The sequence below is a fragment of the Brevundimonas sp. genome, from assembly GCF_023259385.1.
Classification (GTDB): Bacteria; Pseudomonadota; Alphaproteobacteria; order Caulobacterales; family Caulobacteraceae; genus Brevundimonas.
In genome coordinates, this window is sequence record NZ_JAHFPF010000061.1 from 1 (window position 1) to 14,753 (window position 14,753).

Consider the following 14,753-nt stretch of genomic DNA (forward strand, 5'->3'; position numbering starts at 1 on the left):
CGCTGGACTTCGCCTACGCCGCCGTCGGCGCGCGCGACGACCGGCTGGCCGTTCAGGGCTTCGCCGCCGCCGACCGCGCCGAACCGCTGAAGGGCGCCCAGGCGCTGGACGCCGCCTATGCCGCCCGCCGCGCCGGCCAGGACGCCGAAGCGATCACGTGGCTGGAGCAGGGCGCGCGCACCCTGCCCGCCGCAGAGCTGACGCCGCAGCGCCGGCATGAAATCGGTCGCGAACTGCAGACGCTGGAACATCGCGTCGGCGGGACGGTGACGGTTGCGACCGGCCCGGCGGCCAGTGCGACGACGCTGGTCAACGCCGGCGGCGACCAGGTCACCCAGGTCGGCGGCGAGGTCTGGGCCCGCGTCGGCGGCGACAACAACGGCCGCCCGGTGCAGGTCTTCGCCCGCGCCTACCAGACCGTGGACGCCGACACCGGCCCGACCGGCGGCGACAGCACCCAAGGCTGGGTCGGCGTGCGCTGGAAGCCCTTCACCGAGACCAATCTCTCGCTGGAAGCCAGCCGCCTGATCGCCATCGGCGACGCGGCGCGCGACGACACCATGCTGCGCGCCGCCTGGTCGGCGGACGTGGGCGGCGACCTGCGCTACGACCGCGACGCCTGGCCCTCGGCCCACGTCTATGTGGACGCCGCGCGCCTGCTGGAGGACGAGCAGACCTACGCCGTCGCCGACGCCAATATCGGCTGGACCTGGGTCGCCTCCGAGAGCCGCCGCGACACCCTCACCGCCGGCGTCGGCGTGCGGGCCGACTACGACAGCCTGCGCGCGGAAGAATGGGCGGTGGCCGCCGGCCCCCGCGTCGCCTGGCGCCACTGGATGGGCGGCGACGACCTGCGCGCCCCAGGGCGGTATCTGGACCTGTCGCTGGGGTATTATGCGCCGCTGGACGACGGGCCACGGGATGCGGGGGTGGTGGCGGCGGTGACGGTGGGGTTCTGAGGTGGGAGCTCCCTCGGTCACTCCAGATCACCCTGCGACATTTCGATGCGCAGTCCTGTCCTGGGAAGGGTTGTGCAGGCCGCGCTCACGAAAGTCCTCGTGAGCCTCGAAGCCTAAAACCAGACGGAGCTCCGCCAGCTATTAGGCGATGAACACCTGACTACGGTGGTAGCCGAGATAGACATTATGAGCCGTCTGAAATCCCTCCGCACTCCAAGTCGCCGGCTCATCGTTTAGACCCGACCGCTGACGCATCAGTTGTTCGAAGCCTAGCCGCCTCAGGTCGTCCGTAGGCACGCGGGAGGATACCAGCACGTCCCCATCGTCGCCAAAACTGATGAAGCCTCGATCGAACAGGTGATCCGCATCGGGCGTCAACAACAGGCCATTCGCACCATCCAACCGCTCTGCCGCAGTCTCGCACACTCTCCAAGGCTTAATATGGCTCGCGATCAACAAGGCAGGATTGGTGATCCCTGTCAGCCGACAGGCACGCTCTCGCGCCTCCACGTTCTTACGGAGAACACCCTGACCTCGGCGGGCCTGGATCAGGGACTTCTTGATCGTACTGTCTAACCCTGCATCGAGCTCAACCCCCTTCTGGATCGCATCATCCAGTATCTCGGTCACGACATCGAAGGTCAGGCTGTTTCCGCCACCTCGCGCCAGCGCCTCCGCGCTAAAGGCGGCTCCGACCAGGATCATGTCGAAAGCTTCCGCAGAAATGCTCGCCAGATAAGCCTTCTGGTTGCCGTGGCCCGTTAAGGCGCTGATAGGCGAGTATTTCTGCGGCAGCAGGGGACCGAGCGTCTCGATCATCGTCTTGGGACGCACCGGTGGTGATAGCGGCGTCCAGTACACCGGGAGCAACCAGCCCTCATGGTCCCAATACGACCCGACGTTACCAAACTCCGCCGGCTTCGGAGCCGTAAAGGCGAACTCCGCGACTCGCCCTATCCAACCGATCTGGCCATTTGCATAGGAAAGGACAACATCGCCGGGCGAAGCCTGGCGCATGTTATCATAAAACTGGCTCCGCGCGCCTCTTCGCGCAGCTTTAGGCGACCAAAGGTACTGACCCTCGATCTCCTGGCGAAGCGTTTGCTTATGATTGACCCACCAGTAGTTCGGCATCACGCAACGTCAGCTGCCATTTGTCTGGATTTGATCGAGCGCCAACTGGCCCGGACCATACCTTTCGGCAAACCATACCAATTGCGCTCTCCCGACAAACTCTTCGACCTATGGACGATCTCGAAGCGCGCGGGTCAATCCTCATCCATCTTCAGCGCCGCGATGAACGCTTCCTGCGGGATCTCCACCTTCCCGAACTGCCTCATCCGCTTCTTGCCGGCCTTCTGCTTCTCGAGGAGCTTCTTCTTCCGCGTCGCGTCGCCGCCGTAGCACTTGGAGGTCACGTCCTTGCGCAGCGCCCGCACCGTCTCGCGGGCGATGATCTTGCCGCCGATGGCCGCCTGGATCGGGATGACGAACATGTGCGGCGGGATCAGCTCCTTCATCTTCTCGACCATGCCGCGCCCGCGCGTCTCGGCGCGGCCGCGGTGGACCAGCATAGACAGGGCGTCGACCGGCTCCGAGTTGACCAGGATGCTCATCTTGACCAGGTCGCCGGTCTTGTAGCCGGTGATCTCGTAGTCGAACGAGGCGTAGCCCTTCGAGATCGACTTCAGCCGGTCGTAGAAGTCGAACACCACCTCGTTCAGCGGCAGCTCATAGACCACCAGGGCGCGGGAGCCGACGTAGGACAGCTCCAGCTGGGTGCCGCGGCGGTCCTGGCACAGCTTGATCACGCTGCCCAGGTAGTCGTCCGGGGTCAGGATGGTCGCCTTGATCCACGGCTCGCTGATTTCCATGATCTGCATCACGTCCGGCAGGTCGGCCGGGTTGTGCAGGTCGATGGTCGTGCCGTCGCGCTGGGCGATCTTGTAGACGACCGACGGCGCCGTCGCGATCAGGTCGAGATTGAACTCGCGGCTCAGGCGCTCCTGGATGATCTCCATGTGCAGCAGGCCCAGGAAGCCGCAGCGGAAGCCGAAGCCGAGCGCCGCCGAGCTCTCCATCTCATAGGTGAAGCTGGCGTCGTTCAGGCGCAGGCGGGCGATGGCCGCGCGCAGGTCCTCGAAATCGGCGGCGTCGACCGGGAACAGGCCGCAGAAGACCACGGACTGGACCTCCTTGAACCCTTTCAGCGGTTCGGCGGTCGGCTTCTTCTCGTCGGTGATGGTGTCGCCGACGGCGGCGTGAGCCACTTCCTTGATCTGGGCGGTGATGAAGCCGACCTCGCCGGCCGACAGCTGGTCGACCGGGGTGTTCTTGGGCAGGAAGACGCCGACGCGGTCGACCAGGTGGGTCGAGCCGTTCTGCATGAATTTCACGCGCTGGCCGGTCTTCAGCACCCCATCGAAGACGCGGACCAGCAGCACGACGCCCAGGTAGGGGTCGTACCAGGCGTCGACCAGCATGGCCTTCAGCGGCGCGTCCGGATCGCCCTTGGGCGGCGGCAGCTTGGTGACGATGGCCTCGAGGACGTCTTCAATGCCGAGGCCCGACTTGGCGCTGGCCAACACGGCCTCGGAGGCGTCGATGCCGATGACGTCCTCGATCTGGGCGCGCACGCGCTCCGGCTCGGCGGCGGGCAGGTCCACCTTGTTCAGGACCGGCACGATCTCGTGGTTGTTGTCGATCGCCTGATAGACGTTGGCCAGGGTCTGGGCCTCGACCCCCTGCGAGGCGTCGACGACCAGCAGCGAGCCCTCGCAGGCGGCCAGCGAGCGCGAGACCTCATAGGCGAAGTCGACGTGGCCGGGCGTGTCCATCAGGTTCAGGACGTATTCGAGACCGTCCTTGGCCTTGTAATTCAGGCGCACCGTCTGCGCCTTGATGGTGATCCCCCGCTCCTTCTCGATGTCCATGTTGTCCAGAACCTGGGCGGACATTTCGCGCGCGGTGAGGCCGCCCGTGAACTGGATGAGCCGGTCGGAGAGCGTGGACTTGCCGTGGTCGATGTGCGCGACGACGGAGAAGTTGCGGATGCGGTCGATGGGAGGGGTCGTCATGGTCCGGCGCGCCTAGCACGACGCACGGGAAAGCGCCAACGCAACGGGATATCCCTCCGGCTCCGCCACTGATTTCGTTACTGATTACTTCCGCGTAAGGCGCCGCTTTGTCGTTTCCGAATGCCGGCGAAATCTGTATTCAACGACTGATGACAACCGGACGCCTCCAAAGGGCGTTCTTTCGCTCGGCCGCGCCTCCCCCCCGCGGTCGTCAAGGGGATCACCAAGTGTCGATCAAGCTTCACAGCCGCTGGACCGTCGCCGTCGCCTTGATGGCCGCCACCGTGACGGTGGCCGCCTGCGGGAAGGCGGACGAGGCTCCGCCGCCGCGTTCGCGCCAGACCGTGACCGCCGCGACGGTCACCCAGGTCTCGCTGCCGCGCATCGTGACCGCCTCGGGCAGCGTTTCGGCCTGGGAAGAGGTGCCGGTCGGCGCCGAGACCGGCGGACTGGTGGCCACCGGCGTCTTCGTGGACGAGGGTAGCTGGGTCCGTCAGGGCCAACCGCTGGTCCAGCTGAACGACGCGCTGCTGCGCGCCCAGCTGCGCCAGCAGGAGGCGGGCGTGCAGACGGCCCGCGCCAACGCCGCCCGCGACGACTCGGCCCTGGCACGGGCGCAGGAGCTGAAGGAGCGCGGCTTCCTGAGCCAGGCCTCGCTGGACACGGCGCTGGCCAACCAGCGCGCGTCCCAGGCCAATCTGGCCTCGGCGCTGGCGTCGCTCTCCGAAACCCAGACCCGCCTGAACCAGAGCACCATCCGCGCGCCCGTCTCGGGTCGGATCATCAGCCGCAGCGTCACCCGGGGCCAGATCGTGGCCGCCGGGACCGAGCTGTTCCGCATGGTGCGCGACGGCCGCCTGGAGCTGGACGCCCAGGTGCCGGAGACCGAGCTGCCCTTCGTGGCCGCCGGGCAGACCGCCACCATCGTCTCCGACCAGAGCGGGAGCACCACCGGCACGATCCGGATCGTGACCCCGGAGGTCGATCCGCAAACCCGTCTGGGCGTGGCGCGCATCACCCTGGCCCCCAGTTCGACGCTGAAGCCGGGCAATTTCGCCCGCGCCACCATCAGCGTGGGCGCGGCGCCGGCCCTGACCATTCCCGCCTCCGCCATCGTATTCCGTGAAGGCAAGCCAGGGGTCTATGTCATCGGCCAGAACGCCCGGGTCGCCTTTACCCAGATCGAGACGGGCAACCGGACCGGCGCGATGATCGCGGTCACCCGCGGACTGAGCGCGGGCCAGAGGGTGGTGGTCGCGGGCGCAGGCTTCCTGGGCGACGGAGACCTTGTGACGGTCGGCCAGCGGGCCAGCACGCCCGCCCACGCCCCGGCTCGTAGTCAGGGCCACTGAGGATGAATTTCAACAACATCTCTTCGTGGTCGATCAAGAACCCGATTCCGATCGTCCTTCTGTTCATCGTCCTGACGATCGCGGGCACGGCCAGCTATTTCAAGCTGAGGACCAACCAGTTCCCCGATGTCGATCTGCCGGTGGTGGCGGTGACGGTCATCCAGTCGGGCGCCGCGCCGACCGAGATGGAGACCCAGGTCACCCGTCTGGTCGAGGATTCCGTCGCCGGTTTGGGCCAGGTCAAGCACATCACCTCGGTGGTGAACGAGGGCGTCTCGACCACCTCCATCGAGTTCCAACTGGGCGTGGATCTGGAGAAGGCCACCAACGACGTGCGCAACGCCGTCTCCGGCATTCGCCAGAACCTGCCCGCCGACGTGCTGGAGCCGATCGTCCAGCGCATCGAGTTCACCTCCATCCCGTTCGCGAACTATGTGGTGCGGGCGCCGGGAATGAGCCCCGAGGAGCTGAGCTGGTTCGTCGAGAACACGGTCGCCAAACGACTGCTGTCGGTGAAGGGCGTCAGCCAGGTCAGCCGTGACGGCGGCGTCACGCGCGAAATCCGCATCAAGCTGGACCCGGCGCGGCTGGAAGCGGCCGGCGTCACGGCGGCGGCGGTGTCGAACCAACTGCGCGCGCAGAACATCAACCTGCCCGGCGGCCGCGGCGAGATCGCGGGAACCGAACAGGCCATCCGCACAGTCGGCTCGGTCCGCTCGGTGGAGCAGTTGCGCGAGACCCTGATCCCCATCGGCGCGCGCACCGTGCGTCTGGGCGATCTGGGCGAGGTGACCGACGAATGGTCGGAGCAGCGCGGCCGCGCCCGCTTCAACGGTCAGGAAGTCGTGGGTTTCGGCATCTCGCGCGCCATCGGCTCGTCCGAGGTCGATGTCTACGACCAGACCCGCGAGGCCATCGAAAAGCTGGACGACGAACGCGCCGACGTCACGATCGAAGAGGTGGCCAACACCACCCAGGACGTGATCAACAATTTCCACGCCTCGGTCGAGGCGCTGTTGCTGGGCGCCCTGCTGGCGGTGGCGGTGGTGTTCGTCTTCCTGCGCGACTGGCGCGCGACTCTCATCGCGGCCATCGCCATGCCGTTGAGCCTGATCCCGACCTTCTGGATCATGGATCTGATGGGGCAGTCGCTGAACGTGGTGTCGCTGCTGGCCCTGTCGCTGACGGTCGGCATCCTGGTCGATGACGCGATCGTGGAGATTGAGAACATCGTCCGGCACATCCGGGACGGAAAGGCCCCCTACCCTGCCGCCATCGAGGCGGCGGACGAGATCGGTCTGGCGGTCATGGCTACGACCGGGACGCTGGTGGCGGTGTTCGCGCCGACCGGCTTCATGCCCGGCATCGTGGGCCAGTTCTTCGTCAGCTTCGCCATCGCGGCCTGCGTGAGCGTGCTGTTCTCGCTGCTAGTCGCCCGAACCCTGACCCCGCTGATGGGCGCTTTCATGCTCAAGCAGAACCAGGGCAAGGAGCATAAGGACCCGTTCTGGATGGGGCCGTACCTGCATGCGCTGGAATGGTGCCTGGGCGACCGGGGCAAGACCGTTCCGGGCCAGCCGCCGGCCGATCCCCTGCGCCGCAAGCCGCCCTTCCTGAAGCGGGTGCGTTCACGGTTCTGCGATCACCGCCTGTGGGTGATGGGCATGGGGACGCTGTTCTTCATCGGCTCGCTGGGTCTGGCGGCGATGCTGCCGGGCGAGTTCATTCCGGTGGAAGACCAGTCGCGCTCGTCGCTGACGATCCAGCTGCCTCCGGGAACGACGCTGGACGAGACCGACGCGGCGGTGCAGCGGATCAACACCGAGCTGATGAAGCGGCCCGAAGTGCGGTCCGTCTATTCCTCGATCGGCTCGTCCACGGTCAGCTTCGGTCCGGGCGGCGGCGGTGGCGCGGGCGAGGTCCGCAAGGCCAGCCTGACGGTCAATCTGGTCCCCCGCGCGGACCGCAGCATCAGCCAGCAGCAGTTCGAACGCGACTTCGGTCCGGTGCTGCGCGACATCCCCGGCGCCCGCAGCCAGTTCGGTTCGTCCGGCGGCGGCGGCTCAGGCCTGATCGCCATCGCCCTCGTCAGCGATGAACCGACGGCGTTGGAGAAGGCCTCGGCCGACGTCGAGCGCCAGATGCGCGACATCCCCGGCGTGGCCAATGTGATCTCGTCCTCGGCCCTCGTACGGCCGGAAATCCTGATCACGCCCAAGGCCGACATCGCCGCCCTGCAGGGTGTATCGACGCAGGACATCAGCCAGGTGGCTCGCGTGGCCACCCTGGGCGACGCCGACCAGCTGCTGCCCAAGTTCAACCTGGGCGACCGTCAGGTGCCCATCCGGGTGATGCTGGCCGAAGACGCCCGCACCGACCTGTCCCTGCTGGAGAACCTGAAGGTGCCGACCGCATCGGGCGGGGTGGTGCCGCTGTCCGCCGTGGCCGACATCGGCTTCGGCGCCGGCCCGAACCAGATCGACCGTCTGGATCGCCGCCGCGTGGCCAACATCACCGCCGAGATCAGCGGCACGACCTTCAGTGAGGCCACCAAGGCCATCGATGAACTGCCGGCGATGAAGAACCTGCCGCAGGGCGTGCAACAACAGCTGACCGGCGACGCCGAGAGCAACGCCGAACTGGGGCTGGGCTTCGCCTTCGCCATGGTGACCGGGGTGCTGCTGATGTACGTGGTGCTGGTGCTGCTGTTCGGCAGTTTCTTCCACCCGATCACCATCCTGGCGGCCCTGCCGGTTTCGTTCGGGGGGGCCTTCTTCGCCCTGCTGATCACCGGCAAGTCGCTGTCGATGCCCGCCTTCATCGGCATCATCATGCTGACCGGGATCGCGGCCAAGAACTCCATCCTCCTGGTCGATTACGCGATCATGGCGATGAAGCAGGGCATGTCCAAGCGCGACGCCCTGATCGACGCGGCCCACAAGCGGGCCCGGCCGATCATCATGACCACCTTCGCCATGGGTCTGGGCATGCTGCCGATCGCCGCGGCGCTAGGAGAAGGCACCGCCTTCCGCTCGCCCATGGCCATCGCGGTCATCGGCGGCCTGATCACTTCGACCGCGCTGAGCCTGCTGTTCGTACCGGTGGTGTTCAGCCTGATCGACGGCGTGAAGACCCGGCTGGAGCGGCGCATGGCCAAGACCTTCCATACCCAGCGCGGCCACCACGACCATGAGGCGTCGGCGGCGGACTGATCCGCCGACGCCTCAGCGGCCGAGCGTGACCGGAGCCGGCGCTTTCGGATCGCGCACCGCAGCCAGGAAGGCGGCGGCGTTCGCATGGAACCGGCCCGTCCGTGACTGGCAGGCCGTCGCAGAGCACGCCGATCATGGCCGCCGCCGGTGTGGCGAGCCCGGCTCCCTCGCTCTTCGGCGAGAGGAGCGCTCACGGAAAGCAGCGCCAAGGCGCCCGGTATCTGGCTGGAGCGAAGTCTGAGCCCAGCCGGACTGCGTCCAACTCAACCCATTTCGCTCCGGCGTCCCCGATCTCCTTCACCCAAAACAAAACCGGCCGGGGTCGCCCCCGGCCGGTTCCACGATCCGCCTTTTGGCGAAGCGATCAGTACTTGAAGCGCAGGGTCATGCCGTAGGTGCGCGGCTGGCCCAGGAAGGCGTTGTAGGTCTGGGTGTCCAGAGCCTGGTTGTAGTAGGTGCCCGGGTGGCTGCCGGCGGCCTGGACCGTCGACTGGAAGGCGGTGCCTTGCAGCGGACCGTTGTAGCCGACCTGCAGGTACTCTTCGTCGGTGATGTTCTGGCCCCAGAGCTCCATCGTCCAGCGCTCGTCCTCGGAACCGATCGAGATGCGGCCGTTCACCGTGGTGAAGGCGTCCTGCATCTTGAAGGGCGAGAGGTCCGAACCGGTGTTGTATTCCGACATGTACTTGCCGGCGAGGCTGAAGCCGCCGCGCAGGCCGCTGCCCAGGTTGCGCTCGAAGTTGATCGACAGCGAGGCCGAGTACTCCGGGGCGAACGAGGGACGCGAGCCCGGCAGCAGCGAGGCGGCCGGGAAGTTGTTCGGATCCACCAGGTCGGCGGCGGTGAACACGCCGTACTCCGCGTCGGTGTAGGTCACGCCGCCCTGGAAGCTCAGGCCCTCGATGGGCGAGAACCAGACCATGTCGGCGTCGATGCCGCGCGAGGTCAGCTCCGGGATCGGCTCGACCGTGAAGCCCACGCCGTTGAAGGTGTTCAGCTGGAAGTTCTCGAACTTCTGGTCGAAGTAGGTGACGTTCAGCAGCAGGGTGCGGTCCAGCAGCGTCATCTTCACGCCGGCTTCGTAGCTGTCGACGTACTCGGACGGGAAGTACAGCGTCGACACCGGAGTGATGGTGCCGGTGCGGTGCACGCGGTCCAGGTTGAAGCCGAAGCTCTTATAGCCGCGAGCGTACGAGCCGTAGAACATGACCGAGTCGTTCAGGCGGTAGGACGCCTTGATCGTGCCGGTCAGTTCGCTGTCGTCCGCGTCCTCGGCGATCGTGCGGTTGTTGAACGCGCTGTTGGCGAACGGCAGGCAGAGAGCGCCCAGGATGCCGCCGACGTTGGCCGCACCGGCCGCGCCGGCGATGGCCGCCGCGTTCAGCTGGGCCGCCGTACAGGCGGCGCCGTTGCCGCCGACGTTCAGCTGGCGCGCGTCGAGGGACTTGTCATCCATCGTGTAGCGCAGGCCCAGCGTCAGATCGAACTGGTCGGTGACGTGCCAGGTGTTGTTCGTGAAGAGCGCGAACGAGGTCGATTCCTGGTCGTAGGTGTCGCGATAGCCCTGGCCGACGGTGAAGCCGGGGCCGCCGCCTCCGACCGCGCCGCCGGTGCCCAGGCATTCGCGCAGGCCGAAGGGCGGGGCCGGGTTGGTGGCGACCTGACCGGCACGGGTGAAGCAGGGGACGATGTTGGGGCTGATCGGGACGGCGCCGGCGGTGGCGGCGTTCAGGTTCGCGCTGAGCAGGTACGAGATGAACGGCGTGTAGTCGGAGCCGAAGTACCAGCTGTCGTTGCGGGTGATCTCTTCCTTGGTGGCGAAGAAGCCGACCAGCCAGTCGAGGCGGTCGGTCTGGCCGGCCAGGCGGAACTCCTGCGTCAGGTTCTTGACGCTGTAGCCGTTGTCGCCGTCCTGGTTGCGGTAGGCGATGTCCGCGCCGGTGTAGTCGATGTCCTGGCCCAGGGTGGTCGCCCATTCACGCCACGAGGTGACCGAGGTCAGGGTCGCGCCGCCGAACAGCGACGGCATGTCGAAGTTGGCTTCGAGCGAGACGCCCTTGTCTTCGATTTCCTGGCCGCTCGAACGGTTGGCGTAGGCCAGGCGCGAGAAGGGCAGAGGAGCGAAGCCGGGCGCGGGCGGACGGGCGCCCGAGCCGTTCGACAGCAGGTCGATGAAGGCCTGGGTCGGACCCGAACGGATCTGCACGCCGGTGCAGCAGTATTCGTCGCGCGAGGTGTAGTCGGCGATCAGGCGGAACGAGGTGTTGTCGTTCGGCAGCCACAGCAGCTGGCCGCGGACGGCGCCGAAGTCCTGGTTCTGGTCGTCGGTCTCCGGACGGGGGCCGTCGCCGATGTCCACGTCATAGAAGCCGTCGCGCACGCGGCGGGCGGCGTACAGGCGGAAGGCCAGGGTGTCGGTGATCGGGCCGGTGACCGAGCCCGAACCGCCCATCGCGCCGTAGTTGCCGACGGTCAGTTCGGCGTTGAAGCCCGGGGTGAAGGACGGGGCTTCGGTGATGATGTTGATGACGCCGGCCGAGGTGTTCTTGCCGAACAGGGTGCCTTGCGGACCCTTCAGGACCTCGATGCGGGCCAGTTCGCCCAGGTCGCCGAAGCCGACCGAGTTGCGCGAGCGATAGACGCCGTCGATCACGACGCCGACCGAGCTTTCCAGGCCGGGGTTGTCGCCGACGGTGCCGACGCCGCGGATACGGGCGGTGGTCGAGGCTTCCGACGACGTCGAGGTGACGGTCATGCCCGGCGTCAGGATCTGCAGGTCCTTGATGTCGCGGACGCCGGCGTTCTGCAGCGTTTCCGCCGGCAGGCTGGTGACCACGATCGGCACGTCCTGAAGGTTCTGCTCACGCTTCTGGGCGGTGACGATGATGTCGTCGATGGTCGTCGGGCCGTCCTGGCCCGCGCTCTGGGCCGACGCGGTCCCGGCGATGCCGAAGGCGCAGGCGCCCACGACAGCGGCCGAGACGGTGGTGCGAAGAAGGTTGGTAAGGCGCATGCAATGGCTCCCCGACATAGGCCCGACCCCGTGTTGTGACGGTGGTCGTGGCGTTTCCTGATCCCTTGGTCCGCGCCCTTATCGTGGAGCGCGAAACTCCAGTATCCGGGGTAACTCAGGCAGGACTCAGCGACAAGGAGCGCTGGTCGCCCAGATCGAATTTCGCCGGTGCGTGAAGGCTAACTGTGACGCAAAAGCGACAGAAAGCGATGACGTTACGTCAATATTCGCTCAACTAGTGTGAGTATCCGCGCCTGTTTCGGCCAATTTCTTGCGCCGCGAGGCTGCAATCCCAAGAACCACCGCTCCGGTGATCGCTGATAATATAGACCCGCCGAGCACCCCCAGCTTGACCTCAACCTGCTCTGGCGAGTCGATCGCGCCGGGGAAGGCCAGGATGCCGATGAACAGGCTCATGGTGAAACCGACGCCGCACAGCAGACTGACGCCGTAAAGCTCCAGCCAGGTCGCGCCGGTCGGACGCCGCCCAATACCGACGGCGGACGCCAGCACCGCGGCCCCGAAGACCCCGGCCTGCTTGCCGATGAACAGCCCCAGGGCGATCCCGAGCACCAGCGGAGCGAAGGCCTGCTCCAGCGACAGGCCGGCGAAGCTGACCCCCGCCTTGGCGAAGGCGAACAGCGGCAGGATCAGATAGGCCACATAGAAATGCAGGTCGTGCATGGCCTCCTGCAGCGGGCTCTGGCCGTCAGAGCGGCGATCCTTGACCGGCACGATGGCGGCGAAGGCCACGGCGGTCAGGGAGGTCGACAGGCCCGACTGCACGGTCAGGTACCAGATCAGGCCGAAGCCCAGCACCCAGAAGGGAGCCGGGATCTTCTTCCACTGCGCCACCACCGCCCCGACCAGAAGCAGCCCCGCGATCCACAGCAGGGGGCCGATCGCCACGCCCTTGGAGAACAGGATGGCGATCAGGGCGATGGCGCCCAGGTCGTCGGCGATGGCCAGGGTCAGCAGGAAGACCCGCAGGGAGGACGGCAGGTTGCGCGCCACCATGGCGAAGACGGCCAGGGCGAAGGCGATGTCGGTGGCCAGCGGAATGGGCCAGCCGCCATGCGGCCCGCCCAGCGTCGTCGAGAAGGCCAGATAGACCACGGCGGGGATGACCATGCCGCCCACCGCCGCCAGCACCGGCGTCGCCAGCTTGCGGGGATCGCTGAGCTCGCCGCGCAGGATCTCGTATTTGATCTCAAGCCCGACGACGAGGAAGAAGACCGCCATCAGGCCTTCCTTGATCCACTCCGAGATCGTCAGCTCCAGCATCACCGGCCCGAGCTGGACGACATGCTCGCTCTTCAGCCAGCTGAAGTAGTCGGCCGACCACGGCGAGTTGGCGACGATCAGGGCGGCGATGGCCGCAAGGCCCAGAACCGCGCCGGAGCCGGCCTCGGTCTTGAGGAATTCGAGGGTGAGTTTGCGCGCCATGGGGCCTCCGTTCGAACAAGGTCAGTGGCGCCAGGTTATCGACGGACGCCGGACCGGATTCGCAGGAGGCGCGCCGGCCTGACCCGGCGCCCCGGAGGGGGCGCGGGCCTGATCTCTGCGGCCACCATACGGCGACCGGCCGTCCGTTCAAGGCGAAGACGCACGGCCGGGCGGTTGCTTCGCGGGCGCGCAGACCGCATCTGGCGCGGATGCCCGTCTCTCCCGATTACCGCCCCGAGCCCCGCTTCTTCGATCTGGGAGACGAATACGGCGACGCCGTGCGGGCGGCGGAGTTTCCAAAGACCCTGCTGCGCTTCCGCAACGACCGGGCGGCGGCGACCGTGGGGTTGGAGACGCTCACGGACGCGGAATGGATCGCCCACTTCGGCCGGTTCGAGCCCCTGCCCGGCCAGCCCCAACCGATCGCGATGCGCTATCACGGGCACCAGTTCCGCACCTACAACCCCGACCTCGGCGACGGGCGCGGGTTCCTGGCGGGACAGTTGAGGGAGACCTCACGCGCTCAAGCAGCCAGCGACAGCGCCCTCCCAGGTCGACTTCTCGACCTGGGAACAAAAGGCTCCGGCACGACGCCTTGGTCACGGACGGCGGACGGGCGACTGACGCTGAAGGGCGGCGTGCGCGAGGTGCTGGCGGCCGAGATGCTGGAAGCCCAGGGCGTCCCGACCAGCCGGGCCTTCAGCCTGATCGAGACCGGCGAGGATCTTGAGCGCGGCGACGAACCCTCCCCCACCCGCTCGGCGGTGCTGGTGCGGCTGTCGCACAGCCACATCCGTTTCGGCACCTTCCAGCGCGCGGCCTATTTCGGGCGGCCCGACATGATCGAGGCCCTCGTCGAGCACGCCCGGTCGCTCTACCACCCGCACGTCGCGCAAGGCGATGTCCCGGGCTTCCTCGCCGCCGTGGTCGAGGCGTCGGCCCGGCTGACGGCGCGCTGGATCGCCGCCGGCTTCGTGCACGGGGTGCTGAACACCGACAATCTGAACGTCACGGGCGAGAGCTTCGACTACGGCCCCTGGCGCTTCCTGCCCTTCTACGAACCCGGCTTCACCGCCGCCTATTTCGACCAGACCGGCCTCTACGCCTTCGCCCGCCAGCCCGAGGCGGTGTTCTGGGCCCTGACCCAGCTGGGCGGGGCGCTGAAGCTGGCGGCCGACGCCGAAGCCCTGACCGAGGCGCTGAACGGGTTCGGCCCGGCCTACATCCGCCACCTGCGCGCCGCCTTCCTGGAACGGCTGGACGTGAAGAGCCTCGGCGAGGCCGCGGACCAGCGCCTGCTCGATTCTACCCTGGCCCTGCAGCGCGAGGGCGGCGAGGCGATCCGCTGGGAGCCCCTGTTCCACGACTGGTTCGGCGGCTTCGCCTCCTCGGCCCGGGCGCTCGCCGGTCCACGCGCGGCCCTGTACCAGACCAAGGCGTTCGCCGACTTCCGCTTCGCCCTGTTCGAGCATGAGCCGGACCGGCCCGAGCGGCTGGAGCATCCCGTCTTCGCGGCGGCGGAACCGGAGGAGATGCTGATCGACGAGGTCGAGGCGATCTGGGCCGCCATCGACGCCCACGACGACTGGTCGCCCCTGCACGACAAGCTGATCCGGATCGAGGCGACGCGGAGCGCCCGCGCCTGAATCTTACGAAAGTTTCATATCGTTTATCGACAATTTCCTTGATCGATA

The 14,753-nt window shown here is 67.2% G+C and carries 8 protein-coding genes; 4 read left to right on the forward strand and 4 right to left on the reverse strand.

Annotation, left to right across the window (positions count from 1 at the left end):
* Nucleotides 1–959: hypothetical protein (locus tag Q0C81_RS06540; RefSeq protein WP_291835288.1), on the forward strand; the 959-nt coding region annotated here is incomplete at its 5' end.
* A 141-nt stretch (nucleotides 960–1,100) separates the two neighbouring features.
* Here the strand turns inward: Q0C81_RS06540 and Q0C81_RS06545 are convergent.
* Nucleotides 1,101–2,093, reverse strand: coding sequence for an HNH endonuclease (locus tag Q0C81_RS06545; RefSeq protein WP_291835291.1), 993 nt, complete (start codon nucleotides 2,091–2,093; stop codon nucleotides 1,101–1,103).
* Nucleotides 2,094–2,227: 134 nt separating this feature from the next.
* A complete protein-coding gene (gene lepA / locus Q0C81_RS06550; RefSeq protein WP_291835294.1) occupies nucleotides 2,228–4,036 on the reverse strand; it encodes a translation elongation factor 4 in 1,809 nt (602 codons plus the stop codon).
* Nucleotides 4,037–4,263: 227 nt separating this feature from the next.
* Between lepA and Q0C81_RS06555 the strand changes: the two genes are divergently transcribed.
* Both Q0C81_RS06555 and Q0C81_RS06560 read left to right on the forward strand, forming a co-directional pair.
* Nucleotides 4,264–5,388 carry an efflux RND transporter periplasmic adaptor subunit gene (locus Q0C81_RS06555; protein ID WP_291835297.1) on the forward strand — a complete coding sequence of 375 codons (1,125 nt, stop codon included), beginning with the start codon at nucleotides 4,264–4,266 and terminating at the stop codon, nucleotides 5,386–5,388.
* Between the two features lie 2 nt (nucleotides 5,389–5,390).
* On the forward strand, nucleotides 5,391–8,600 hold the full coding sequence (locus tag Q0C81_RS06560; RefSeq protein WP_291835300.1) for an efflux RND transporter permease subunit: 3,210 nt from the start codon (nucleotides 5,391–5,393) through the stop codon (nucleotides 8,598–8,600).
* Nucleotides 8,601–8,964: 364 nt separating this feature from the next.
* Here Q0C81_RS06560 and Q0C81_RS06565 read toward each other — a convergent pair whose 3' ends face one another.
* Both Q0C81_RS06565 and nhaA read right to left on the reverse strand, forming a co-directional pair.
* The gene (locus Q0C81_RS06565) at nucleotides 8,965–11,613 is read right to left on the reverse strand and encodes a TonB-dependent receptor (RefSeq protein ID WP_291835303.1); all 2,649 of its coding nucleotides are present in this window, start codon (nucleotides 11,611–11,613) and stop codon (nucleotides 8,965–8,967) included.
* Nucleotides 11,614–11,844: 231 nt separating this feature from the next.
* Nucleotides 11,845–13,059: a Na+/H+ antiporter NhaA gene (gene nhaA, locus Q0C81_RS06570; RefSeq protein WP_291835306.1), complete on the reverse strand. Its 1,215-nt coding sequence runs from the start codon at nucleotides 13,057–13,059 to the stop codon at nucleotides 11,845–11,847.
* Between the two features lie 209 nt (nucleotides 13,060–13,268).
* Between nhaA and Q0C81_RS06575 the strand changes: the two genes are divergently transcribed.
* The gene (locus Q0C81_RS06575; RefSeq protein ID WP_291835309.1) at nucleotides 13,269–14,705 is read left to right on the forward strand and encodes a protein adenylyltransferase SelO family protein; all 1,437 of its coding nucleotides are present in this window, start codon (nucleotides 13,269–13,271) and stop codon (nucleotides 14,703–14,705) included.
* Nucleotides 14,706–14,753 lie beyond the last annotated feature (48 nt).